At 45.7% G+C, this 23,866-nt stretch carries 18 protein-coding genes; 5 read left to right on the forward strand and 13 right to left on the reverse strand.

Annotated elements, in window-relative coordinates; translation table 11 throughout:
* The first annotated feature begins 20 nt into the window (after positions 1-20).
* Positions 21-2,033 carry an OPT family oligopeptide transporter gene (locus ASUC_RS00630; protein WP_011978771.1) on the forward strand — a complete coding sequence of 671 codons (2,013 nt, stop codon included), beginning with the start codon at positions 21-23 and terminating at the stop codon, positions 2,031-2,033.
* A 125-nt stretch (positions 2,034-2,158) separates the two neighbouring features.
* Here ASUC_RS00630 and ASUC_RS00635 read toward each other — a convergent pair whose 3' ends face one another.
* The 8 genes from ASUC_RS00635 to ltnD form a co-directional block, all read right to left on the reverse strand.
* Positions 2,159-3,955 carry an alpha/beta hydrolase gene (locus ASUC_RS00635; protein WP_011978772.1) on the reverse strand — a complete coding sequence of 599 codons (1,797 nt, stop codon included), beginning with the start codon at positions 3,953-3,955 and terminating at the stop codon, positions 2,159-2,161.
* A gap of 27 nt (positions 3,956-3,982) precedes the next feature.
* Entirely contained in the window at positions 3,983-4,669 is a 687-nt protein-coding gene (locus tag ASUC_RS00640) for a cyclase family protein (RefSeq protein ID WP_011978773.1), read from the reverse strand.
* Positions 4,670-4,680: 11 nt separating this feature from the next.
* Positions 4,681-6,021, reverse strand: a complete 1,341-nt coding sequence (locus ASUC_RS00645; protein ID WP_011978774.1) for an alpha/beta hydrolase-fold protein — start codon at positions 6,019-6,021, stop codon at positions 4,681-4,683.
* A gap of 57 nt (positions 6,022-6,078) precedes the next feature.
* Entirely contained in the window at positions 6,079-7,431 is a 1,353-nt protein-coding gene (locus ASUC_RS00650) for a GntT/GntP/DsdX family permease (protein ID WP_011978775.1), read from the reverse strand.
* 161 nt (positions 7,432-7,592) lie between these two features.
* The gene (gene otnI, locus ASUC_RS00655; protein ID WP_011978776.1) at positions 7,593-8,369 is read right to left on the reverse strand and encodes a 2-oxo-tetronate isomerase; all 777 of its coding nucleotides are present in this window, start codon (positions 8,367-8,369) and stop codon (positions 7,593-7,595) included.
* 2 nt (positions 8,370-8,371) lie between these two features.
* The gene (gene otnC / locus ASUC_RS00660) at positions 8,372-9,004 is read right to left on the reverse strand and encodes a 3-oxo-tetronate 4-phosphate decarboxylase (protein WP_011978777.1); all 633 of its coding nucleotides are present in this window, start codon (positions 9,002-9,004) and stop codon (positions 8,372-8,374) included.
* On the reverse strand, positions 9,001-10,242 hold the full coding sequence (otnK, locus tag ASUC_RS00665; RefSeq protein WP_041834583.1) for a 3-oxo-tetronate kinase: 1,242 nt from the start codon (positions 10,240-10,242) through the stop codon (positions 9,001-9,003). The genes otnC and otnK overlap by 4 nt, the downstream gene beginning before the upstream one ends.
* 2 nt (positions 10,243-10,244) lie before the next feature.
* The gene (gene ltnD, locus ASUC_RS00670; protein WP_011978779.1) at positions 10,245-11,147 is read right to left on the reverse strand and encodes an L-threonate dehydrogenase; all 903 of its coding nucleotides are present in this window, start codon (positions 11,145-11,147) and stop codon (positions 10,245-10,247) included.
* A gap of 184 nt (positions 11,148-11,331) precedes the next feature.
* Here ltnD and ASUC_RS00675 point away from each other — a divergent pair, with 184 nt between their 5' ends.
* Positions 11,332-12,090 carry a DeoR/GlpR family DNA-binding transcription regulator gene (locus ASUC_RS00675; RefSeq protein WP_011978780.1) on the forward strand — a complete coding sequence of 253 codons (759 nt, stop codon included), beginning with the start codon at positions 11,332-11,334 and terminating at the stop codon, positions 12,088-12,090.
* A 142-nt stretch (positions 12,091-12,232) separates the two neighbouring features.
* Positions 12,233-14,209 carry a bifunctional 2',3'-cyclic-nucleotide 2'-phosphodiesterase/3'-nucleotidase gene (locus tag ASUC_RS00680; RefSeq protein ID WP_011978781.1) on the forward strand — a complete coding sequence of 659 codons (1,977 nt, stop codon included), beginning with the start codon at positions 12,233-12,235 and terminating at the stop codon, positions 14,207-14,209.
* A gap of 187 nt (positions 14,210-14,396) precedes the next feature.
* Here the strand turns inward: ASUC_RS00680 and ASUC_RS00685 are convergent, their stop codons facing one another.
* The 5 genes from ASUC_RS00685 to ASUC_RS00705 form a co-directional block, all read right to left on the reverse strand.
* On the reverse strand, positions 14,397-15,152 hold the full coding sequence (locus ASUC_RS00685) for a DeoR/GlpR family DNA-binding transcription regulator (RefSeq protein WP_041834685.1): 756 nt from the start codon (positions 15,150-15,152) through the stop codon (positions 14,397-14,399).
* Positions 15,153-15,312: 160 nt separating this feature from the next.
* Positions 15,313-15,765, reverse strand: coding sequence for a PTS sugar transporter subunit IIA (locus tag ASUC_RS00690; RefSeq protein ID WP_011978783.1), 453 nt, complete (start codon positions 15,763-15,765; stop codon positions 15,313-15,315).
* An 11-nt stretch (positions 15,766-15,776) separates the two neighbouring features.
* Positions 15,777-17,132 carry a glycoside-pentoside-hexuronide (GPH):cation symporter gene (locus ASUC_RS00695; protein WP_011978784.1) on the reverse strand — a complete coding sequence of 452 codons (1,356 nt, stop codon included), beginning with the start codon at positions 17,130-17,132 and terminating at the stop codon, positions 15,777-15,779.
* A gap of 95 nt (positions 17,133-17,227) precedes the next feature.
* Entirely contained in the window at positions 17,228-18,826 is a 1,599-nt protein-coding gene (locus tag ASUC_RS00700) for a xylulokinase (RefSeq protein ID WP_011978785.1), read from the reverse strand.
* Between the two features lie 80 nt (positions 18,827-18,906).
* Positions 18,907-19,692, reverse strand: a complete 786-nt coding sequence (locus ASUC_RS00705; RefSeq protein WP_318248751.1) for an SDR family oxidoreductase — start codon at positions 19,690-19,692, stop codon at positions 18,907-18,909.
* A gap of 170 nt (positions 19,693-19,862) precedes the next feature.
* Here ASUC_RS00705 and ASUC_RS00710 point away from each other — a divergent pair, with 170 nt between their 5' ends.
* Together ASUC_RS00710 and gyrB are read left to right on the forward strand one after the other, a co-directional pair.
* Positions 19,863-20,981 carry an ROK family protein gene (locus tag ASUC_RS00710; protein ID WP_011978787.1) on the forward strand — a complete coding sequence of 373 codons (1,119 nt, stop codon included), beginning with the start codon at positions 19,863-19,865 and terminating at the stop codon, positions 20,979-20,981.
* Positions 20,982-21,193: 212 nt separating this feature from the next.
* Complete coding sequence (gyrB, locus tag ASUC_RS00715) at positions 21,194-23,629, forward strand: DNA topoisomerase (ATP-hydrolyzing) subunit B (RefSeq protein WP_011978788.1); 2,436 nt, start codon at positions 21,194-21,196, stop codon at positions 23,627-23,629.
* Positions 23,630-23,866: the final 237 nt, after the last annotated feature.

Consider the following 23,866-nt stretch of genomic DNA (forward strand, 5'->3'; position numbering starts at 1 on the left):
TCAATCAAGGAAATATATTTATGAACCAACCAACATTAAAAGAACTCACCTTCCGAGGTATGTTGTTGGGTGCGCTGATTACGGTGGTTTTCACCGCATCCAACGTTTATTTAGGGCTGAAAGTCGGCTTGACGTTTGCTTCATCCATCCCCGCCGCGGTAATTTCTATGGCGGTATTAAAATTTTTCAAGGGTTCGAATATTCTTGAAAACAACATGGTGCAAACGCAAGCGTCCTCGGCCGGAACTCAATCTTCCGTCATTTTCGTATTGCCTGCAATGCTGATGATGGGATACTGGCAGGGATTTCCGTTTTGGCAAACTCTATTGGTTTGTATGGCGGGCGGGATTTTAGGCGTGATTTTTACCGTGCCGTTACGACATGTCATGGTGGTAAAAAGCGACCTGCCTTATCCCGAAGGTGTCGCCGCCGCAGAGATTCTGAAAGCCGGTAACGACGACAGCCATAACGGTGAAAGCGAAAGCGGTATCAAGGAAATCGCCGCCGGCGGGCTATTGGCGGCAATCGTGGGATTCTGTACCAACGGTTTGCGCGTGATCGCCGATGGCGCCAGCTTATGGTTCAAAGGCGGCAATGCCGTTTTCCAGGTACCGATGGGGTTTTCTTTCGCCTTGCTCGGTGCCGGTTATTTGGTGGGCATGATAGGCGGTATCGCAATTTTACTGGGTATTTTCTTCGCTTGGGGTGTCGCCGTACCCTATTTCACGGCGGCTGATCCTATGCCGGCGGATGCGGAAATGATCGGTTATGCCATGAATATCTGGAAAACCAAAGTCCGCTTTATCGGCGTGGGAACCATCGGTATCGCCGCAATCTGGACATTACTGATTTTACTAAAACCGATGTTGCAAGGTATGAGCCAATCCTTCCGTGCATTGGGTGATAAAAACCTGCAAAAATCCGACCGCACTTCACAAGACTTATCGCCTAAAGCGATGGTCCTCATCACCTTGGTAAGCGTTGCGTTAATCGTATTCGCCATGTATAACTTTGTGCACCCCGTATCTCTTTCTGCGGAAGCGGCATTGCTGCTGATTGCGGTCTGTACCGCCCTTGCCGTCGTCATCGGTTTCTTCGTCGCCGCCGCCTGCGGTTACATGGCGGGATTAGTGGGGTCGTCTTCCAGCCCGATTTCCGGTATCGGAATTATCTCCGTAGTCATCACCGCTATCGTACTGATGGCGATCGGTAACAGTCTCGGTTTAACCGCACACCAGGATGGACAACGTTTCTTAACCGCGTTAACTATTTTCACCGGTTCAATCGTGATGACGACCGCCGCGATTTCCAACGATAACCTGCAGGACTTGAAAACCGGCCAGTTAGTACAGGCAACACCTTGGCGTCAACAGGTCGCCTTAATCATCGGTTGTATCGTGGGAGCGTTCGTCATCGCACCGGTGCTCGAAATTCTGTTCAATGCATACGGTTTCAGCGGTGCCATGCCGCGCGAAGGCATGGATGCGACACAGGCGTTGTCTGCGCCGCAAGCCACATTAATGATGACTATCGCCAACGGTATTTTCTCCCATAATCTGGAATGGTCGTATATTTTCACCGGTATTGCACTGGGCATTGCATTAATTATTGTGGACGCGTTGCTGAAAAAATCCAGCGACGGGCGCCTTGCACTGCCGGTACTTGCCGTAGGCATGGGCATTTATCTGCCGCCGGTAGTGAATGCGCCGATTATCGTGGGCGCCGCGCTGGCTTGGTTCATCAATCGCCACATTGAAAACCACGCCGAACGCCACGGCAAAAACGTGCATGAGATAAAGAAAAAAGCGGATCGCTACGGCACATTGTTTGCCGCCGGTTTAATCGTGGGCGAGAGCTTAATCGGCGTCTTACTTGCCTTCATTATCGCAGGCTCCGTCACCTCCGGCGGTTCCGACGCCCCATTGGCTCTAGCTTTGAACGACTGGGATACTGTCGGTCAAGTATTAGGTTTAATCGTATTCGTCGCCGGCATCGGCATCTACGCCCTCCGGGTGTTACGGGCTAAGCGTTAAATACGCTCTACCCGATAACAAAATACAATCTGCACTTAAGTTTAAGGTGCAGATTGTATTTATTGTCCCTATAGTTTTGAAATATAATCTTAAGTACTAAGAAAACGAAAAATCTTACTGATTTCCTACCCTAAAAAACGTCCTATCACTTGTCCGCCGACGATAATCCATGCCATAAGCATCGACGTAAGAAAGACACCTAAATAAACATAACCTGTTTTCAGATAACACCAATGATTTAAGAAGATGAATACGATAAATTGCGGAATAATCACCGCTAACATCATCATCCAACGTCCTCCGAACTGTGGCAAACCAACAATATCGAATCCCGGACCAATTTGCATGAAATCCGGTACGAAATGAAATAACCATAACAAAATTAAACCTGATACGGCAAAGAAATTGGTTTTTACCGTCCAGCTTAACAGCGTTATTGCAAAACTTTCCGCTTGTTTCATTCTCATTTGAACTGTCGCGATTAAACCGTTAAATGAAAAGAAGAACAGTAAAATCAATAGCCAATATACAGGGAATAACATAAAACGTTCTGCCGTTAACGGTTTGAGTAACGGCCATAGAAAACGTAATTCTACTCCCCAGAATGTATGTACAAAACTTGTGATGCCATATAAATAGATAATTAAAATTACTGCCAAAATAAAGTGACGAATAACGATCTGTGGTGTTGTTACACCTTGATTATTAGTCAACACACCGAATTCTCGCAAAGAAACTTTCGTATTACGTTTCCAAAGTAAGAAGAATAAATAGTTTATCATTGCGCTCACGACAAGCCACAAAATAATCCCATTCCCCATTTCTAAAGGCATAAATGGAATTATCGAAGCAATAGGCTCATTGGCTCCGCCCCATTGTGTAAATAACGGATATAAAATCATCGTCATAACAACATTCACTAATGCAAATGCCCACCATTTTCCTTGGGAAAGCGCGGTTAATTTTGACGGAGTTTGTGTCACTGCACAAAAATAAGAATTGCGTAATAAACCATTTGCTAAAAATAATGCGGAAACTAATGCACTAAATAATGCAAATAAACCTGCAAATTCTTTATACCAATAAGTTTGTCGATCCGGATCAATCCAATCAGCATCTTGAACACCGTTTTGCAGGGTTTGATTGAACCATAAAATCGCTTCTTTATTCGTCTGCTCCGCTATCATCACGCCTAAATGGGTGCCGTTCACCAATGCCGCGCGACGTGCGGAACCATCCGCAAAATCACCGTAAGTATGATTCCACTGCAGTTGCCCGTTTATCGGCAGATTAAAAGCTTTTAAACGCGCTTCATTTTTCACTAATTCTTTCACAGGGAAAGATTTTTCACGATAACCGCCAATTTCTTCATACAAGCCTTGTGTAACCAAATAGTTATGTAAACTCGGATCACCGCCGTTACTGCTTTGACCGTTAACGGCTTTATGATCCGGATTAAGTTTCGCCACTCCGATCGCATTTAACGCACCGGTAGAATGCCCGAAAATACCAAGACGTTCCTTATCCACGAAAGGCAAAGATTTTAAATATTGATAACCGTTATTGGCTCCGCTCATATTTTTATTCGCAGCGGGCAAAGCGGTAGAATAACCATGACCGAAATGATCAATCGCTAACACGACAAAACCGCGTTTTGCCAACTCCAAGGCTCCGAAAGTATTCGTCGCCTCTTTATCGCTCTGATAACCATGTAACGCCAATAACCCGGGTTTTGGCGTGTCTTTTATCGCTGAAATGGGACGATAAAGTTTCGCCACCATGGGGTGATTTTCTTCTGTGATAAAACTCACCGTATAAACATCAATCCGCCCAAAATCACGCTCAATTTGATGGGCAAAATAAGCGCCGACAAAACTAAAAATGAGAAAAACAATTGCCCGGAAGCTATTTCTTTTCATCATGAAAATTCCTCAGAATTTAACCGCACTTTATTCTAATTCCACAATACACGTCACTTGACTCGAATCTAAGCCGGTAATACGTAACGGCGCATTAATAAATTGTTTAATTTTTGCTCCTTTCGGCAATTCAGCAAGATGCATATCTTCAATTACTGTCGTGAAACGCCCTGTGTGATAACCCAAAATTGCCTGATGACAATTTTTCGGATTTTCCGTATCAGGAATACGCGAAGATGGCGAACCGATAGATAAAAAGTCGATACCCACCCCTTTAAGATTTGGGAAATTATCAGATAAATATTGTCCTGCAGTTACCGCAATATACGGACCTTCATTTTGGTAAATGAGCGGATTTTCCGTTCTGTATTTTTCAAAACCCGTACGCAAAAAGGCAAAAGACACCTTTGCCAAAATATCAGCGTAAGATTCTAAATCTTCTCTAGTAATACCTTCCGCTTCACCTTTTGGAATGTCTAGTAAGGCAATATCTTTGTGGCAGAAATATTCCATCGCTAATTCGTTAATGCTCAACCCCTCTTTCACAAAATGACGAGGTGCGTCCATATGTGTACCGCAATGATTAGGCAATTTAGTGATAAAACTACTAAATGGCGTTTCTTCACTCACATCCGTACAGCGTACTACTTCGACCATTGGTTCACCCGGCCAAGCTAAATCATTCGGATCTAATTTATGTGATAAATATATAAACATAATTAATCTCCTTATTGACGTTTTTGCTGTAATAGCCATTGCATGACTTCGGGACTATTGAATACTGCATCCCAAGTATTATGCGCATTGCTATTAGTAATGCCGTTATCTCCCGCCTGTTCGGTGGTGAATTCCGTATATTTCACATGTGGTGCATTCAGCGTTTTTAATAAATCTACATTAATACGCGAACCGGTAACCGGCGAGATTTTGTCTTCTTTGCTATGGAAGAACCACATCGGTATGTCTTTAATTGGAGAAATGTTCTCTTTAGTCGCATTGCCATCAATCCATTCATGGGTAAAGGCTTCGCGGCCACTCATTAACAACGCACCAGCAAAAAAGTGTGGTCGACTTAGCAAAAGTTTTAGCGCACCTTCCGCACCGCGTGATAATCCCACAAGATAAATCCGATTTTTATCAATTTGCGGATATTGCGCTAAAGTGTCGTCAATCATGTTAAAAACTAAATCACGGCGATTATCCGTTTGCCAGTGAATACCGCCGTTCTGCCCTTTCGCACTGTCATCAAAAGGATCGAAAACGCTTTGATATTGCGGCGCAAGCACAATGCCCCGTTCATATTGCAGCGTGGAAATCGCCCCTTTGCCGGATAATAAATGTGCGAGATTGTCCGAGCCAACTTGCCCTGAACCGTGTAAGAAAATAGTCAGCGGATAGGCTTTCCCTTGCTCAAAGTGCGGTGTAAAAATACGATAATTTAGGAAATTAGCTTTATCTGTTAAGAAAACCGACTTGGCCGTAAATTCATCAAGCCAGAGGGTTTTCACTTTTCCCGCAACTGCGGATTGTGTTAACTGAGCTTTTGCCAACGTTTTACCGTTGGTGAGTTTCAAATAACCGGTTTGCTCAATGTGATAAACCAATTTCTCACCATAATATTGAGGTACACGATTAATTTGCTTTTTCTCAACATCTACAATATTGCCGTCTTTATCCTTACCTCTGAATTTCATCGGTTGATCATTTTCGACTTTCAAACTATACAAATCGGCATTCTTATCTTGATCATCCAATTCTATAATCACAAATTTTCCTGTTTTGGCTTGTGATGAAATTTCAGGTTTGTCGTTTACATAAGCACGTAATATCGTTCTAGGTTGTGGTTCTTTGCCCTCAAGTGCGGTGGAAATTTGAAAAGTTTTGCGTAAATCGGAACCGGAAAGCACATTGTCTTCATATTCCAAAGCCACAGCGTTGATTTTTTGCCCCTGTGCCGTGATTTCCGCAAGTAATGTCGTTTGAACAAATTGAGCTTGCATCGGCACATCTTCCGCATGGACAGGTAATGTGCCGAACAGAGAAAGTAAGACGAGCGATTTCTTTAACATCGTTTTCTCCTTAGAAAAAATAAAGACAAGCTATCAACATAGCTTGCCTTTGTCGGCTTAAACAAACATCCACATTAAACTGACGATTAAAAACGCTATCGTGCCGTAAATGGTGGTGAGAATCGACCAGGTTTTCAGCCCTTGGGAAATGGAAATTCCGAAGAATTTCGTCCATACCCAGAATAAACTGTCATTTACATGTGAAAGCGTCATTGAACCCGCGCCAATCGCCGCAGTAACCAGCGCCGCTTGAACGTCCGTATAACCCGAAACCGTAATCATCGGCGCTAAAATCGTTGCGGTAGTAATCACGGCGACGGTTGCCGAACCTTGAGCGGCACGCAATAATGCGGCAAGAATAAACGCTAACAGTATTACGGGCAGACCGGTGCCGGATAACACATCGGCCAGCGCTTTACCTACGCCGCTTGCATCCAACACTTTGCCGAACATACCGCCTGCACCGGTAATCAGGATAATGCCCGCAATAGGAGCTAATGCGGAATTCAGAATTTCTTCTAACTGTTCCTTGCTCCATCCCCGTTTAATGCCGAGTACGTATGAAGATAAACAAACCGCAAGCATTAATGCGAACGGCGATGCCCCCACCATACTGAAAAAAGAGCGGATAACGCTTTCTTTCGGTAATGTAGTGGCGGTCACCGTTCCCAGCATGATCAGCACCAAGGGGAATACGATCATCGTCAACACGGTACCGAAGGACGGCAAGCCGTTTTCTTTCTGTGAACGCAGTTTTTGGTATTCCAGCAAATCACTTGAGGCGGGAATATTGACAAAATTATTTTTTGTAAACAGCGGAATAAAATTCTGACCAAGCAAAACCGCAGGAAGAGCGGCGATAAAACCTAAACCGAGGACTAACCCGATATCCGCGTTTAAAACCTGAGCACCCGCCACAACGCCGGGATGCGGCGGCATTAAAACATGAACGGTCAGCATGGATAAACCGATAGGTAGCGCATAAACCAGCATATTGCCGCCTAAACGACGGGCGACACTGAAAATAATCGGAATCAGAACAATAAAGCCCACATCGACGAAAACGGGAATACCGAAAATAAACCCTGTCATCGCCAATGCAAACGGCGCCCGTTTGGAACCGAATTTATCCAGCAACCAACCGGCCAGAACGTCTGCACCGTTCGATTTCTCGATAATTTTACCGAGCATTGCCCCTAACCCCACAATCAATGCAACGCCGCCAAGAGTTCCGCCCATACCTTTTACCAGAGTCGGAATAACCTCCCCCATCGGAATGCCCGCACTAAGCGCTACGGCGATACTGACTGCGCCCAATGCCAAGAAAGGATGGACTTTACCGCGAATCATTAAAGTGAGCAACGCAACCACGCTCACTATGCCAATGAGAATAAGACTGCCGTTTGACATATAATCACCTCGGTTTAAAAAAGCGTTTCATCTCAATGAAACGCTTTATTTCGTTTTGCACTTTTTCACTCATTGATAATGAAAAGTGCGGTCAAAAAACTAAACATTTTTTAAATACGGACTATTATCCGTCGCCTTAAAACCGTTATCTCTTCGGACGATTATTTATAGGCTTGGAACCAGTTTAAACCGGCAGCGGTATCGCCACGCGGGTTATACTCGCAGCCCACATAACCTTGATAACCGATTTCATCCAATTTATTGAAAATAAAAGGATAATTGATTTCACCTTCGTCCGGTTCGTGACGATCCGGCACCGAAGCGATTTGCACGTGATAAAGCACATTCTTGACGCGATCCGTTAAACGTGCCAGATTGCCTTCTACATTTTGGGCGTGATAGTAATCAAGTTGTAAAAAAACATTATCCCGATCGACCAAATCAATGATTTCCAAGGCGTCGTCCTGCGTTCTCATCAAGTAGTTTTCTTTCACCTGCGGGCTTAAGGATTCCAGTACGATATTAATACCGTGCGCTTTAAATTTTTCCGAGGCGTAGCGTAAGTTATCGATAAAGGTTTGTTTGTATTTAGCCCGGTTTTGACCCGGCGGTACGACGCCCCCCATAATCAAAACGGTCGGGCATTTCAACACAAGCGCATATTCCAATGCCAAATCGATATGCCGGTGACTTTCTTCCTCTCGCCCGGGAATGGCGGATACGCCCCATTCGCCGGCGGCAATATCGCCCGGTAAAGAATTAAATAACACTTGTTTCAATCCGTATTGATCGAGCTTGGCTTTAAGTTCTTCCGCCGGATAATCATAAGGCCATAAATATTCCACATATTTAAATCCTGCTCGAGCGGCGGCTTCGAATCGGTCTAAGAACGGCACTTCCTTAAACATCATGGTTAAATTGGCTGCAAATTTAGGCATAATTATTTCCCTCTGTTTTCTAGATCTTTCACTTCTTCATCAGTCAAGTAACGGATTTTTTGTCCTTGCAAGATAAAGAATAATTTGGCGGTTTCTTCTAATTCTTCCGTGTTATCTGCGGCGTCCAGTAAGTCGGCACCGGTCACGACTACGCCGTGGTTAGCCAGCAAAAACGCTTTGCCCGTCAAAGCCCGTTCGCTCAGCGCTTCCGCAATTTTCGGCGAACCGGGACGATAATAGGGAATCACCTGCATTTTGCCTGCACGCATGACATAGTAAGGCGTGAAAGCGCGCATTGCGTTATTTGGATCCAGCCCTTCCAAACAAGAAAGTGCGGTCAAATAAGTACTATGTAAATGCACAATGGCTTTGCACGCCGGATTTTTTCTGTACATCGCCAAGTGAAACACGGACTCTTTCGATGGCTTATTGCCTTCCAGCACATTGCCGTCCATATCCAACACCGACAAACATTCCGCCGTTAAACGACCTAAAGAAGAGCCTGTCGGCGTCACTAACACACGATTATCATCAAGACGCACGGATAAATTGCCGGCGCCGCCGACGGTGTAACCGCGTTCATAAAAAGAACGTCCGAGTCGCACCATCAATGCTTTTTGTTCTAAATCCGTCATACAAACATTCCTTGTGCATATTCGAAGAAGTCTTCTTTACCGAAATTGCCCGATTTAAGCGCCAGATAAATATCTTCTTCCACCGCTTTCAACCAGGGCACACCCGGAGCGATTTGTTTACCGATATGGAACCCCGAGAAACCGAGCTGTTGCACCACGATACTTGAGGTTTCGCCCCCCGCATTAATAAAATTGGTCACGCCGTACCGTTTTAATTTCGCCGCTAACTGCGCAAAGGTGTTTTCAATGGCATGACTGGCTTTATCCGCACCGAATTCATTTTGAATCGCTTTCAACGCTTCAGGCGGAACCGTTGCATACACCATCGGTGCAAGCGGTGCGTCAAGGTTTGCGGTTACCCATTGATAAAGTTCTTCTGCATAGTTGGGATTATTAATCGCTTGTGCCGCATCAAGCTGAAAGTGCGGTGCTTTTTCGCAGTATTTTTCCACCTGTTTGTTGGTCATAACCGAGCAGGATCCCGAAAGCACTACGGTTTTGCCTTTAGTCGGCGTAAAGGCGTTCGTACCTTTTTTGCCGCCGCTTAAACGGGCCGCTATATAAGCACCCAAACCGGAACCGCCCGTCACCAATTTCAAACCGGCCACCGCTTCGGCAAGCACTTCAAGTTGGGAATTATCCGCCGCGTCCACTACGGCATAGCGATAACCTTGCGCTTTAAGTTCCGCAAAGCGTTCTTTTACACGCGCCGCACCTTGAATCACATCGGCATACGCCACCAAACCTGTTTTGCCTTTGGCTTGAGCGTCCATCAAACGCATTAGGTTCGCGTCCGTCATCGGTGTAATCGGGTGATTTTTCATGCCGGATTCGCTTAATAATTGCTCGCCCACAAATAAATAACCGTTAAATATGGTTCGACCGTTCACCGGCAAGGCCGGCGTAATCACGGTGAAATCTTCGTTTAACGCCTCTAACAAAGCATCGGTAACCGGGCCGATATTGCCTTTCGCCGTGCTGTCAAAGGTGGAACAGTATTTAAAATAAAACTGTGTACAACCGTTTTCTTGCAACCAGTTATAAGCATTTAAAGATTGTTCAACGGCTTCATTCGCCGGGTTAGAACGAGATTTTAAGCTGATAACAATCGCATCTACCCGGCTGTTTAACGGCTGCTTCGGCACGCCGTTCATTTGCACCGCACTTAGCCCGTTTTCTACTAAGAAACTGGCAATATCGCTGGCGCCAGTGAAATCATCTGCAATAACGCCTAACATCATTACGCTCCTTTTTTCGGTAAATTTACGCCGCTGAAGATTTTGATTACCGCACTGTCATCTTCTTTGCCGTAACCCGCATTACTCGCTTCGGTAAACATTGAATAAGCCGTGCTTGCAAGATGAAGCGGGAAGTGCAGCGATTTTGCGGTGTCATTGACTAAACCCAAATCTTTTACGAAAATATCCACCATAGAAAGCGGCGTATAATCACCGTCCACCACGTGTTTCATACGGTTTTCAAACATCCAGGAATTACCTGCGGCGTTGGTCACCACGTCATACATCACATCTAACGGGATACCGGCTTTTGACGCCAGCGCCATCGCTTCCGCGCCTGCGGCGATATGCACGCCGGCCAATAATTGATGCACAATTTTCACCGTCGCCCCTAAACCGATTTCTTCGCCGATGTTGTAAACTTTCGCGGCGGTAGCGTCTAATACGGGCTGTAATTTATCAAAAGCCTGTTTCGGCCCCGACGCCATGACCGTCATTTCACCTTTTAAGGCTTTGGCTGCTCCGCCCGATACCGGCGCGTCTAACATTACCAAGCCTAACTCTGTTAATTTTTGTGAAATTGCTTTTGCATCTGACGCCGCCATAGTAGACGACACCATTACCGCGGTACCCGCTTTTAATTTCTTTGCGATTCCGTTTTCGCCGAATAAGGCTGAATCGGCTTGTGCCGCATTTACCACCAACACAACCACCGCATCTAATTCTTGCGCAAAATCATGACCGTCGGTTGCCACCGCTTTAGCACCGGCAGCCTGCAGTTTTTCTAATGCCGCCGGGTTTAAATCGATACCGTAGGTAGTTAAGCCGGCATTCACGCAAGACATAGCGGCGCCCATTCCCATAGAACCCAAACCGATAACTGCAACAGAATAAGATTTATTCATAACGAATTCTCCTCAAAATAAATTAATTGTGATGGCGGTGAGTATTCTGCCCGATAAATATGTGAAAATCTGTGATCAAGATCGCAAAAATGATAAATATTGTTAAAATATGTTCAAAAAAGATATGCATTGATAATATATGACAAAGTCATATAATGAGGTACGATAGACCCAAGGAGATAAGATGATACCTGTAGAACGGCTTCGTATTGAGCTTGAACTTATCCGAAAACACGGTGTAATCAGTATTAGCGCATTAATGGAGAAATTAAACGTTTCTCACATGACGATTCGACGGGATATTCAGAAACTCGAAAGCGAAGGAAAAGTAATTTCGGTGTCCGGCGGCGTACAGTTGTTAGAAAGACTGACGGTAGAACTGCCTCATGACGACAAATCCCGGCTTTCCCACGAACAAAAAGAAAAAATCGGTAAAGCGGCGGCAAACCTGATTCCGGAAAACTGCGTAGTTTATTTGGACGCAGGCACCACAACACTTGAAATCGCCAAATATATTACCGAGCGTGAAGACTTGTTACTGGTGACCAATGATTTTGTTATTGCCAATTATCTGATGGTCAACGGAAAATGTCGGCTGATTCATATCGGCGGTACCGTGAATAAAGCCAATCGTTCTTCCGTCGGCGAATTGGCGGCACAGGCATTACGCCAGCTTTCCATCGATCTGGCGTTTATTTCGACTTCTTCGTGGAATCTGGCCGGGTTAACTACGCCGGACGAAGACAAAATTTCTGTCAAACGGGCCATTATCCAAGCCAGCAGGCGTAAAGTCTTGGTTTCCGATTCTTCAAAATACGGCAAAGTCGCCACGTTCTCGCTCTTTCCGTTGACGACATTTAATCGTATTATTTGTGATAAAGGATTAGTAATAAACGCACAGGAAAAAATCCACAAAATGGACGTGGAATTATCGCTGGTTTAAATACCGCCTGTTTATCTTTCATAAACGGATCCTAATAAAAACTTTCATTTTGTGACCGCACTTTTTCTATGTTTTATGCGGCAGTACGATTTCATCAAAAATTTAGCGTTACCTTGCCTTAGAAGATAACCATGGGGTAAAAATGGATAGACGAAAATTCATTCAGCTCGGAGCCGGCGCCTTTCTGGTGTTGGGAACCGATCGTTACGGTTGGGCGGCAGCCGGCAACAACCGTCAAGTCGAATTACGCATTATCGCAACCACTGATGTTCATTGTTTTTTAACGAATTTCGATTATTACCGAGACGCGCCGACCGACAGATTCGGGTTCACCCGTGCCGCGACGTTAATTGAGCAGGCGCGCCGGGAAGTAACGAATTCCATTTTGGTCGATAACGGCGATCTAATTCAGGGTAATCCGATTGCGGATTATCAAGCGGCGGAAGGAGCCAAACAAGGCAAACCGCATCCGGCGATCTTAGTCAATAACGAAATGCGATACAATGTAGGGACACTGGGAAATCATGAATTCAATTACGGTTTGGAATATCTAAACCGCGTCATCAAACAGGCGCAATATCCCACCATCAATAGCAACATAGTGCGCAAAGGTACCGACGAACCCATGTTCCAGCCTTATGCCGTGCAGGAAAAAGAGGTATTGGATCAGGCGGGCAACAGACAGAAAATCCGTATCGGTTATCTCGGTTTTGTACCGCCGCAGATTATGCTCTGGGATAAAGCGAACCTGGCGGGCAAAGTGCAAGTACGGGATATTGTCCGGACTGCGCGCAAATACATTCCGATTCTGAAAAAGAACGGCGCGGATATTATCGTTGCATTGGCGCATACCGGACCTTTTGACGGTCCTTATCGTGCGGGAATGGAAAATGCCGCCTTTCATTTAGCCACGGTAAAAGGCATTGACGCCATTGTTTTCGGACATTCTCACGGTTTATTCCCGAGTAAGGAATTTGAAAAATCGCCGCATGTCGATATTGCCAAAGGTACCATCCGAAACATCCCCGCCGGCATGGCCGGGTACTGGGCGAATCATATCAGCGTAATTGATTTAACGTTGGCGAAACGTCGGGGAAAATGGACGGTAGTGAACGGTTCCTCCGCTTTACGTCCGATTTACGACGAACAAACGAAAACGCCGACAGTAAAAAATCATCCGAAAATCACCGCACTTTTACAGCCGGTACATGAAGCCACACTCAGATTCGTCTCTCAACCGATCGGCCGTTCAAGCGATAATATGTATAGTTATCTGGCGTTAGTGCAGGATGATCCGACCATACAAATCGTGAACCGCGCCCAAAAAGCCTATGCCGAAAAAATCATGAAGAACCTGCCTAAGCTGGCTAAATTACCGGTGTTAAGCGCGTCGGCGCCGTTCAAAGTCGGCGGACGCAAAAACGATCCGCTCGGGTTTACCGAAGTCAGTAAAGGACATTTAACCTTCCGTAACGCTTCCGATTTATACCTTTATCCGAATATGCTGGTCGTGGTCAAAGTCACGGGCGCAGAACTGAAAGAATGGCTGGAATGCAGCGCCGGTATGTTCAATCAAATTGACGCCGCCAGCGAAGAAACGCAATACCTTTTAAACTGGGACGGTTTCCGCACTTATAATTATGACGTAATTGACGGCGTGGAATATCAATTCGATATAACCCGACCGGCCCGTTATGACGGCGAGTGCAATCTGATTAATCCGAATTCACACCGTGTTGTGGAATTAAAATTTAAAGGAAAACCGGTTAATCCGAAAGCGAATTTTCTGATTGTCACCAATAATTATCGCGCTTACGGCAATAAATTCCCGGGAACGGGCGATGATCACATCGTATTCGCGTCGCCGAATGAAAACCGCCAGGTTGTGGCGGATTATATTTCGTCGGAAAGTAAAGCAAAGGGCGAAGTGTCACCGAAAGTAGATAAGAACTGGCGGATTGCACCGATTCGCAGCGACGGAAAATTGGATATCCGTTTCGAAACCTCGCCGACGGACAAAGCGATGGAATTTATTCAAACTAACGCCCGTCATCCGATGACCTTTGTGGGCATAGATGAAATCGGATTTGCGGTATACCAAATCGACTTAAGCCGATAACCGGCCGTTATAACAAGAATACCGACGATAAAATCTCCGGCCTTAAGCCGGAGATTTTTTATTTCCATGCCGTAAAGTGCGGTCAAAAATACGATATTTTTTGCACATTGGCGCTGTCTGCATCTTAAATAAAGAAACACCCGAGCAGACATTACCAATAAAAACGAGATAATTTTATCCTGCGGATTTATACGATAGCCAGTTCGAATCTTTTATCGGATAATTGCTGCTGTATTTCGGCATCAAGATTAGAATCCGTAATAATGCGGGTCAAATCCGTTAAATTAGTGGCGCAGAATAACGAATATTTGCCATATTTACTGCTATCCGCCACCAAGATCCGATTAACGGCATTTTGTAACAGCGATTTCTTCAATGCCGCTTTCTCTTCCGTCGGAGCGGTGATGCCCTTTTCCCATGACCATGAATTACAGCTGACAAAAGCAAAATCCGGATTAATCGTTTGCAGAAACGCCAAACTTTGGGCTCCTATGCAGGATTGGCTGCTGGTATCGATCCGTCCGCCGGTCATAATCACTTCAATCTGCTTATATTCGGACAGCAAGAGGGATATATGCAAATCGGTGGTAATGACCCGCAACGGGAGATGGGTAATTCTTTTGGCGATACAAAGCGTAGTCGTGCCGGCATCCAAAACCACGGAATCCCCGGCCTTTATCAGTGAAGAAGCGTATTCCGCAATATGCTCTTTTTCCACAATCTGACGGTATTGCTTTTCATTGGTGGTGGGCTGAAAGGGAATAAATTGATTTAACGCTACGCCGCCGTGCGTACGGATAATGGAACCCTGCTGATCCAGTTTAATCAAATCCCGACGAATGGTCGCCGGGGAAGAATGGGTAACTTTTACCAGCTGCTCTACCGTCGCCATATTGTGGCTTTTTAAGTAGCGCATAATGGTTTCTTGTCTTTCCTGTAATATCATGATTCTGATCCTTTAGATTGGTTATACCATTATCATACAAGAAAAAATAATTACCAAAAGAAAATTTACCTGTAACCGAATTGCAACGCCGAAGCCGGCAATTTAGGCCGACTCCGGCGTTGCGGATTATTTAAAATAACTGCTTGATATTCAAATATCACAATGAAACGCTAACGGCGTCCGGATCCCCCACTAACACGTCTTGCTCCGATTTCAACAGATTGATTCTGATTCCGGGATTCGCAAACACAATGGGCGAAACCAGATCGGCCTCCGTATCGCCGAGTTTTTGTCGGTCAATATAAACCAATACGTCGCCCCGTTCTATTTCCTGATATTTTTCAATCTGCATACGAAACGCTTCGGATTTCGCCGCCGAGTTGAGTCCGATGTGAATCAATACTTCCAAACCGTCCTCCCGGCGGATAATAAAAGCATGTCCTGTCGGAAAAGCGGCAATGACCACGCCTGAAATCGGACTGACAACCACTTCGCCCTGTAAAATCACGGCGAAACCGTCACCAAGTTTCTTTTGACAAAAAGTTTCATCGGGTACTTGTTCGAGGGATACCAACTTCCCCGACATCGGAATAATGAAATCAGTACTCATGATATGTTCTCCTAAAATTTATCGGCGTATTCCATTTGTTTTCTGCGTAAATCCAATACCCGGCTCATTTCGCTGCGTAATCCGTCCAGTTTGTAGAAGCTCATTAATGCCACAATACTGAGACAAATAATGACCGGAATCCAAATGTAGCAAACCTCGATACTGAATAAAGCGGAGTCGGTTTGCGCCACATTCGGCTGATAACCGCCGGCCTCAAGGATCCAACCGATAGAAAGTCCGGCTACGCCCATACCGAATTTTACGAAAAATCCCTGCATTGAGGCGATCATACCCGGTATACTGCGGTTTTTCTCATATTCGGAATAATCAATCACATCCGGTTGAATGGCAAAAGTCACACCGAAAATACCGTACATTCCCAAACCGGTAACGGCTAAACTGGTCAGTTGCAGGAACAGAGAATCCTTACCGATGTAGGCAATGGCATCACCGACAAGATAAAGCGCACAGCAGGCGATGATCAGGGTGCGTTGCGGAAAGATTTTTTGCAGCCGAGGCAATAACAACAGAATCGGTAAACCGGATAAAATCCCGAAAAAGCCGACGAAGGTCAACCATCCGGTACTGTTCAGGTTATATGTAAAGTAATAAATTACGGAAGTATTACGCACAACGAACAGGCCGAAATAGAAGAAATTCACTAAAACTAAAATCCAGGATTGTGAAGTCAGTCCTCTGAAATCATCCCATACGGAAGATTTTTCGCTTCGCACGACGGTTGGCGGTACCACTTCTTCCGTTTGGGTAAAAGTAAAAAAGAAAATCAACATGGCCAGCACGCCGTAAACCGTCATGGTGATGAAATAGCCTTGCTTATAGTCGCCGCCGCCGAAGAAATCCACCAACGGTTGGGTAATCCCCATCACCACGGTCGTCCCCAACAAGGCGCAAATCATACGGCTTGCCACCAGAATATTTCGTTCGTTAATGTCCGACGTTAAACGCGGAACAATGGTGTTTAACGGAATATTCACTACAGTATAGGCAAGAGAAAGCATAATATAAGTGCAATAGGCCCAAATGATTTTCCCCGCCGTACCGAAATCAGGCACGTAAAACGTTAATGTGGTAAAAATCGCAAACGGAATGGCGCCGATCACAAAATAAGGCCGACCGGAACCCCAGCGGGTATGCGTACGGTCAACAACCAATCCCATCAGTACATCCGTCACGGCATCCAACAACCGGGTGGATAACATCATGGTACCGACCACGGCGGCTTCAATGCCGAATACGTCGGTATAGAAAAACATAAGGTAAGACGCCATGGTACTGAATACTAAGTTACAGCCGAAATCGCCGAAACCGTAACCGATACGTTTTAACCATTTATTTTGTCGGTTCATAAAAACTCCTTACGCTAAGCATGACATTTTTAACAAAACGCCGTGCTTAGTGCGGTTTTAATTGTCATAAAGTGCGGTCAAAAAAAGCGGTGTTTTTACACGGGATTCGCAAATTTAGCCGCTTCCCGTTCGACGGATAATCCGTCTTTATAACGCTGAATAAATTTTTCATACCCCCCGACCCAAACGGGATCCGGTGCCAAAACGTTATCCACGGCGCCGGCAAAAACCGTTTGTTCCAAAAAATCGGCCAACGGACGGTCAGCTTGTCGGGTGTATGCCGCCAATAAGGCAATTCCCCAGGCACCGCCTTCACCGGCGGTATCCAATACCGCAACCGGCACGTCCAACGCCGACGCCAGTACATGCTGCGCCACGCCTTTACTTTTAAACAAACCGCCGTGGGCAAAGATTTTTTCTACCTTAACTTTTTCCTGTTTGGTCAGCGTATCCATGCCGAGTTTCATCGCACCGAAGGCAGTATAAAGTTGTACCAGAATGAAATTGGCCAAGTTAAATTCGGATTTGGCGGAATGCAGGAATAACGGGCAACCGGTAAGCAAATCCACTCCGTGTTCGCCGGAATAGAAACAATAAGACAACAAGCCTCCGCCGTCCGGTGAAGCTTCTAAGGCTTTGGTAAACAATGAATCGTATAGATGGTCGGTCGTAATATCGGCGCGAAAAGTACGTAAAACTTCACTGAATAAATGGAACCAGGCGTTCAGATCCGAACTGCAATTCTGAGAATGCGCCATCGCCACCGGTTCGCCGTCAGGCGTGGTGACCATATCCAGGTCACGATAAACTTTTGACAACGGTTTTTCTAACACTACCATGGCGAAAGCCGACGTACCGGCGGAAACATTACCGGTTTTCACCTTAATACTGTTAGTCGCCATCATACCGGTTCCGGCATCGCCTTCCGGCGGACAAAGCGGACATCCCGCCTGCAGATAACCGGCCGGATCCAGTAATTTTGCGCCTTTTTCGCTTAATACCCCGGCAGGCTCACCCGCTACTAGCACTTTCGGCAGAATTTGATTCAGCGTCCAGTTAAAATTCCGATCAGCAACCAGTTCGTTGAAAATATTCACCATATTTTCATCGTAGTTTTTAATACCCGAATCAATCGGGAACATACCGGAAGCATCGCCGACCCCCAACACTTTTTCGCCGGTTAACTGCCAGTGAACATAGCCCGCCAATGTAGTGATATAGGCGATATTTTTAACATGTTCTTCCTGATTCAGCACGGCTTGATAAAGGTGAGCGACACTCCATCGTTGAGGAATGTTGTATTGCAACCGTTCGGTGAGTTCATCCGCAGCCACCGCCGTGGTGTTGTTACGCCAAGTGCGGAATTCCGCAAGCTGGTTATCCTGCGCGTCAAAAGGCAAATAACCGTGCATCATAGCGCTGATCCCTATGGCGGCAAGGCGGGTGAGCCGAATACCATACTTGCTTTTAACGGCGTTACTCATATCCTGATAACTTTGTGCTATCCCCGCCCAGACTTCATCCAGCGGATACGTCCAAATACCGTCGGTGAAATGGTTTTCCCATTCAAAACTACCCTTGGCGAGAATATTCCCTTGTTCGTCGATTAATACGGATTTAATTCGGGTAGAACCCAGTTCAATCCCCAAATAAGCCTGGCCGTTTTGAACGGTTACTTTTGCATCAGCATTCATAAATGCCTCCTATACAAGTACAAAGCGCTTTTGGCTGTCTAGAAGAACTATCCGGTAGAACCGGATAGTCCGAAAATTGATTAGAAGCAGGTGAATGCCCCGTCTACGATAAAATCGGAACCGGTTGTAAAACTGCTGGTATCGCCGGCAAGATAGACACAGATCGCCTGTAACTCTTCCGGTTTGCCTAAGCGGTGTAACGGCGCCATATCGTTCCAGGTTTTGATTAACGGTTGTAATTCTTTGGAATTGAGAGTCAGTTCCGTACCGATATAACCCGGGCTTAAACTGTTAACGCGAATATTGTGCTGCGCCCATTCGATAGCCAGCGATTTGGTTAGCTGGATGACGCCCGCTTTAGACGCGTTATAGGCACATTGCGGTTGCGGTACGTTCACGATATGTGCGGACATAGACGCGGTATTAATAATGGAACCGCCGCTTCCCTGTTCAATCATCAATTTACCTGCGGCCTGAGCGGTCAGAAATACGCCGTTTAAATTCACATTGATCACTTTCAACCATTGTTCATAACTCATTTCCGCCGCAGGCACGTTCAAACAAATACCCGCATTACAGAATGCAATATCTAATTTGCCGAATTCTTTCTTAACGGTATCGATTAATTGATTGACGCTTTCGGGCTGAGTAACGTCCGTTTTTACCGCGATGGCTTTTACACCTGTCGCTTGTGCAATTTCCGCCGCCGTTTTTTCCGCTTCGGCAATATCGAAATCTGCGATAGCAATATTGGCTCCCGCCTCGGCAAATGCCGTCGCAACACTTTTACCGATACCTCGCGCCCCGCCGGTAACAAATGCCGTTTTGCCGTTTAATTTCATTTTTTCCAAGATACCCATAATCATTTTCTCCATTTAATAAAATCAACTTTAATAAAGATATTTTATTAAAGTGATTTTAGATTATTCTCTGTGCAACAAATAAGCAAGTAAATCGACGGAGAAGAGCAAAGTTTTTATCAAAAATGTGATAGAATTCACAAAATTAAAAAGTTTTTGAAGGTATGAGGGATAAAATGAGTCGAGTTACTGCGCAGGATGTGAAACAAAGCAATTACCTCAACATATACCGTTTGTTTTTTCACCACGAATTACTGTCGAAACCCCAAATTGCCCGTTTATTGAAACTCAGCCTACCCACTGTCGTTAATAATGTATCCGCTTTAGAAGCGGAAGGAAAAATTCAAGAAAACGGCATGTGTGCACCACAAGGCGGCAGACCGGCCACCGCTTATCGGTTGGTGGACGATGCCGCCGTTTCCATCGGAGTGGAAATCCAGTCCAAAAGTATCAAATGCGCCGTCATTAATCTGAAAGGCGATATTTCTACAGTGAATTATTTCATGGTGAATTTTGAGAACAGCTTGAACTATATTCAAAGTCTCTGTCACACTATAAACGGATTTATTGCGGATCAGGGCTATAACGACAGTCGGATTTTAGGGGTGGGGATTTCCTTTCAGGGGATAGCCAATAAAGACGGGCAAACTATTTTATACGGCAAAATCTTACCTTATGATCATCTCAGCGTCGCGACACTGCAACCGTATTTCGCTTATCCCGTAATCCTGCTGCACGATGTCAAATGCGCCGCCAATGCCGAATTATGGCATGCGAAACAACACATTCATAACGCCGTTTATATTTCCGTCAGCGAACATCTCGGCGGCGCATTAATTCTCAATAATCAGATTGATCAAGGCAAACAGGGCTATTCCGGCGCGCTGGAACATTTCCGCATAAACGACAACGGTAATCCTTGTTATTGCGGTCAAATCGGCTGTTTAGAAACTTATTGTTCTTTAACCGCACTTTTACAATCCGGCGAATCCCTGGAACACTTTTTTCTGAAACTGCGTACCGACGATCAACCGACCTATGCCCGTTGGCTCCGATTCTTAACCTACTTCGCCAAGGCATTGAATTACGTATATCTTTTGTTGGAACGGGACATTATTTTAGGCGGAGAAATCGCCCCTTATTTACGCGATGAAGACCTGTCGCTCTTAAGCCGGCTGGTAGAAAATCATGCCCCGTTTCCGCTGAGCGGACAATTCATCCGCATCGCCGCTTTACAGCAAAACGCAGCGTTAATCGGCGCCGGGTTGCCGTTTATCCGAAAATATATCCCGTAAACGTAACGACTTTCTAAAACCGGCATTCCCTCAAACGCTATTTTGTTATTCGCTATCCTTCGGAAAGAACGTTCCGCCAGGGGCGTTGACCTAACCGAGACTCAAAAAACTTTGCGTTTTCCGACCGCACTTTGCCGGCATTAATCCGTGCTATTTTTCCTCTTTTCTGCTATAATTTCGCCAATTTTTTGCAACAAATAAGAGATATTTTTATGTCAGAGAATACAGCCGAAAATTACGGTGCGGGCAGCATCAAAGTATTGAAAGGCTTAGATGCGGTACGTAAACGCCCCGGAATGTATATCGGAGATACGGATGATGGCACGGGCTTGCATCACATGGTTTTTGAAGTGGTAGACAATGCTATTGACGAGGCGTTAGCCGGTTATTGTAAAGACATTATCGTCACCATTCATGAAGACAATTCCATATCCGTACAGGACGACGGGCGCGGCATTCCGGTAGATATTCACCCGGAAGAAGGCGTTTCGGCGGCAGAAGTGATTATGACCGTATTGCATGCCGGCGGTAAATTCGACGATAACTCCTATAAAGTATCGGGCGGATTACACGGTGTGGGGGTTTCCGTGGTGAACGCCCTTTCTGACAAACTTCAACTTACCATCCGCCGCCAGGGACATGTACACGAGCAGTTCTATCACCTGGGCGAACCGCAAGCGCCGTTGAAAATCATCGGTGACAGCGAAAAAACAGGTACTACAGTACACTTCTGGCCAAGTTCCGCTATTTTCACTAAAACCGTTTTCGAATACGATATTCTGAAAAAACGGTTACGCGAACTCTCTTTCCTGAATTCAGGCGTATCTATCAAATTATTCGACGAACGAGACGGTAAAAATGATCATTTCCACTACGAAGGCGGTATCCAGGCTTTCGTGGAATTTTTAAACCAAAATAAAACGCCGATTCATCAAAAACCATTCTATTTTACGATGGAAAAAGAGGGTATCGGCGTTGAAGTGGCATTGCAGTGGAATGACAGTTATAACGAAAATATTTACTGTTTTACCAACAATATTCCGCAACGGGACGGCGGTACCCACTTGGCGGGTTTCCGCGGGGCGTTGACTCGCACCCTGAATGCCTATATGGATAAATCCGGTTTAAACAAGAAAGGGAAAAGCGATAAAGATAAAGTGGATACTTCCGGCGATGACGCCCGCGAAGGCTTGGTCGCGGTGATTTCCGTGAAAGTACCGGATCCGAAATTCTCCTCGCAAACCAAAGACAAACTGGTTTCTTCCGAAGTAAAAGGCGCCGTGGAATCCGCCATGAACGAGCGGTTGCAGGAATATCTGGAAGAAAATCCGAACGACGCCAAAATTATCGCCACCAAAATCGTAGAGGCGGCACGTGCCCGTGAAGCCGCCCGTAAAGCCCGTGAAATGACCCGCCGCAAAGGCGTACTGGATATTGCCGGTCTGCCGGGCAAACTGGCGGATTGTCAGGAACGGGATCCCGCCCTTTCCGAGCTTTATCTGGTGGAAGGGGATTCTGCGGGCGGTTCGGCCAAACAAGGCCGCAACCGCAAAAACCAGGCTATTCTGCCGTTAAAGGGTAAAATCCTGAATGTGGAAAAAGCCCGATTCGACAAAATGCTGTCTTCTCAGGAAGTGGGTACGTTAATCACCGCACTGGGTTGCGGAATCGGACGCGACGAATATAATCCGGAAAAACTGCGTTATCACAAAATTATTATCATGACCGATGCGGATGTGGACGGTTCGCACATCCGTACATTATTGCTGACGTTCTTCTACCGCCAAATGCCGGAACTGATTGAACGCGGTTACGTCTATATCGCCCAGCCGCCGCTTTATAAAGTGAAGAAAGGCAAACAGGAACAATACCTGAAAGACGACGAATCCATGACCCAATACGAATTGGCGATAGCACTGGAGGACGCGGCGCTTTATGTGAATGAAAACGCCCCGGCGATGAACGGTTTAATGTTGGAAAATCTGGTATCCGAATTTAACGGCGTACAACAAATGATTGCGCGCCTGCACCGTCGCTATCCGGAAATCCTGTTAAAATCATTGATTTATTATCCCGAATTGACCACATCTATTCTGGAAGATCAAAGTGCGGTGGAAAATTGGGCGAATTCTCTGGTAAAAATACTGGAAGAACAGGATACCGACAGCAACCATTACCGCATTCGAACTCAGTTCAACGGCGAACGGAATATGTACGACATTGTACTGACCGTCCGCGCGCACGGTATTGATACCAACTATCTGCTGGATTTCAATTTTGCTCACAGCAACGAATACGCCCGCGTAGTAAATTTAGGTAAAAAAATCGACGGATTATTGGAAGACACTGCCTATATTCAACGCGGCGAAACCAAAAAACCGATTAGCGGTTTCGAAGAAGGGATCAACTGGCTGGTAGCACAGTCCCGCCGCGGTTTAACCGTACAGCGTTACAAAGGGCTAGGCGAAATGAACCCGGAACAACTCTGGGAAACCACTATGGATCCGGAAGCGCGCCATATGTTGCAGGTCACCATTAAAGACGCCGTCGAAGCGGATCAGCTATTCACCACCTTAATGGGGGATGAAGTGGAACCGCGCCGCGACTTCATCGAAACCAACGCGTTACGTGCAAATCTGGATATTTAATCTAAAAAACGTCATTAAAACCGACCGCACTTTTAGACAGTGAAAAGTAAACTTAACGATCGAGCTCCGTATTTTACAGAGCTCGATTTTTATGTCGTCGTTAATAAACGCGATGTAAAAATTCAAATTGGCAGGGATACGCTCAAGAATGGCAGAACATTCGGCCACCGACAGTTTAAATTCACCGCGCCCTAATAACCGAGTAAACGTAGCTGTGGATAACATTGTGCTAGCGGT

Origin of the sequence: Actinobacillus succinogenes 130Z (assembly GCF_000017245.1) — a bacterium.
GTDB classification, from domain to species: Bacteria; Pseudomonadota; Gammaproteobacteria; order Enterobacterales; family Pasteurellaceae; genus Exercitatus; species Exercitatus succinogenes.

What these genes read in the sequence shown, in the direction of transcription:
- ASUC_RS00630 (WP_011978771.1), top strand. Translation starts at nt 21, where the DNA reads ATGAACCAACCAACATTAAAAGAACTCACCTTCCGAGGTATGTTGTTG.
- ASUC_RS00635 (WP_011978772.1), bottom strand. Translation starts at nt 3,955, where the DNA reads ATGATGAAAAGAAATAGCTTCCGGGCAATTGTTTTTCTCATTTTTAGT.
- ASUC_RS00640 (WP_011978773.1), bottom strand. Translation starts at nt 4,669, where the DNA reads ATGTTTATATATTTATCACATAAATTAGATCCGAATGATTTAGCTTGG.
- ASUC_RS00645 (WP_011978774.1), bottom strand. Translation starts at nt 6,021, where the DNA reads ATGTTAAAGAAATCGCTCGTCTTACTTTCTCTGTTCGGCACATTACCT.
- ASUC_RS00650 (WP_011978775.1), bottom strand. Translation starts at nt 7,431, where the DNA reads ATGTCAAACGGCAGTCTTATTCTCATTGGCATAGTGAGCGTGGTTGCG.
- otnI (WP_011978776.1), bottom strand. Translation starts at nt 8,369, where the DNA reads ATGCCTAAATTTGCAGCCAATTTAACCATGATGTTTAAGGAAGTGCCG.
- otnC (WP_011978777.1), bottom strand. Translation starts at nt 9,004, where the DNA reads ATGACGGATTTAGAACAAAAAGCATTGATGGTGCGACTCGGACGTTCT.
- otnK (WP_041834583.1), bottom strand. Translation starts at nt 10,242, where the DNA reads ATGTTAGGCGTTATTGCAGATGATTTCACTGGCGCCAGCGATATTGCC.
- ltnD (WP_011978779.1), bottom strand. Translation starts at nt 11,147, where the DNA reads ATGAATAAATCTTATTCTGTTGCAGTTATCGGTTTGGGTTCTATGGGA.
- ASUC_RS00675 (WP_011978780.1), top strand. Translation starts at nt 11,332, where the DNA reads ATGATACCTGTAGAACGGCTTCGTATTGAGCTTGAACTTATCCGAAAA.
- ASUC_RS00680 (WP_011978781.1), top strand. Translation starts at nt 12,233, where the DNA reads ATGGATAGACGAAAATTCATTCAGCTCGGAGCCGGCGCCTTTCTGGTG.
- ASUC_RS00690 (WP_011978783.1), bottom strand. Translation starts at nt 15,765, where the DNA reads ATGAGTACTGATTTCATTATTCCGATGTCGGGGAAGTTGGTATCCCTC.
- ASUC_RS00695 (WP_011978784.1), bottom strand. Translation starts at nt 17,132, where the DNA reads ATGAACCGACAAAATAAATGGTTAAAACGTATCGGTTACGGTTTCGGC.
- ASUC_RS00700 (WP_011978785.1), bottom strand. Translation starts at nt 18,826, where the DNA reads ATGAATGCTGATGCAAAAGTAACCGTTCAAAACGGCCAGGCTTATTTG.
- ASUC_RS00705 (WP_318248751.1), bottom strand. Translation starts at nt 19,692, where the DNA reads ATGATTATGGGTATCTTGGAAAAAATGAAATTAAACGGCAAAACGGCA.
- ASUC_RS00710 (WP_011978787.1), top strand. Translation starts at nt 19,863, where the DNA reads ATGAGTCGAGTTACTGCGCAGGATGTGAAACAAAGCAATTACCTCAAC.
- gyrB (WP_011978788.1), top strand. Translation starts at nt 21,194, where the DNA reads ATGTCAGAGAATACAGCCGAAAATTACGGTGCGGGCAGCATCAAAGTA.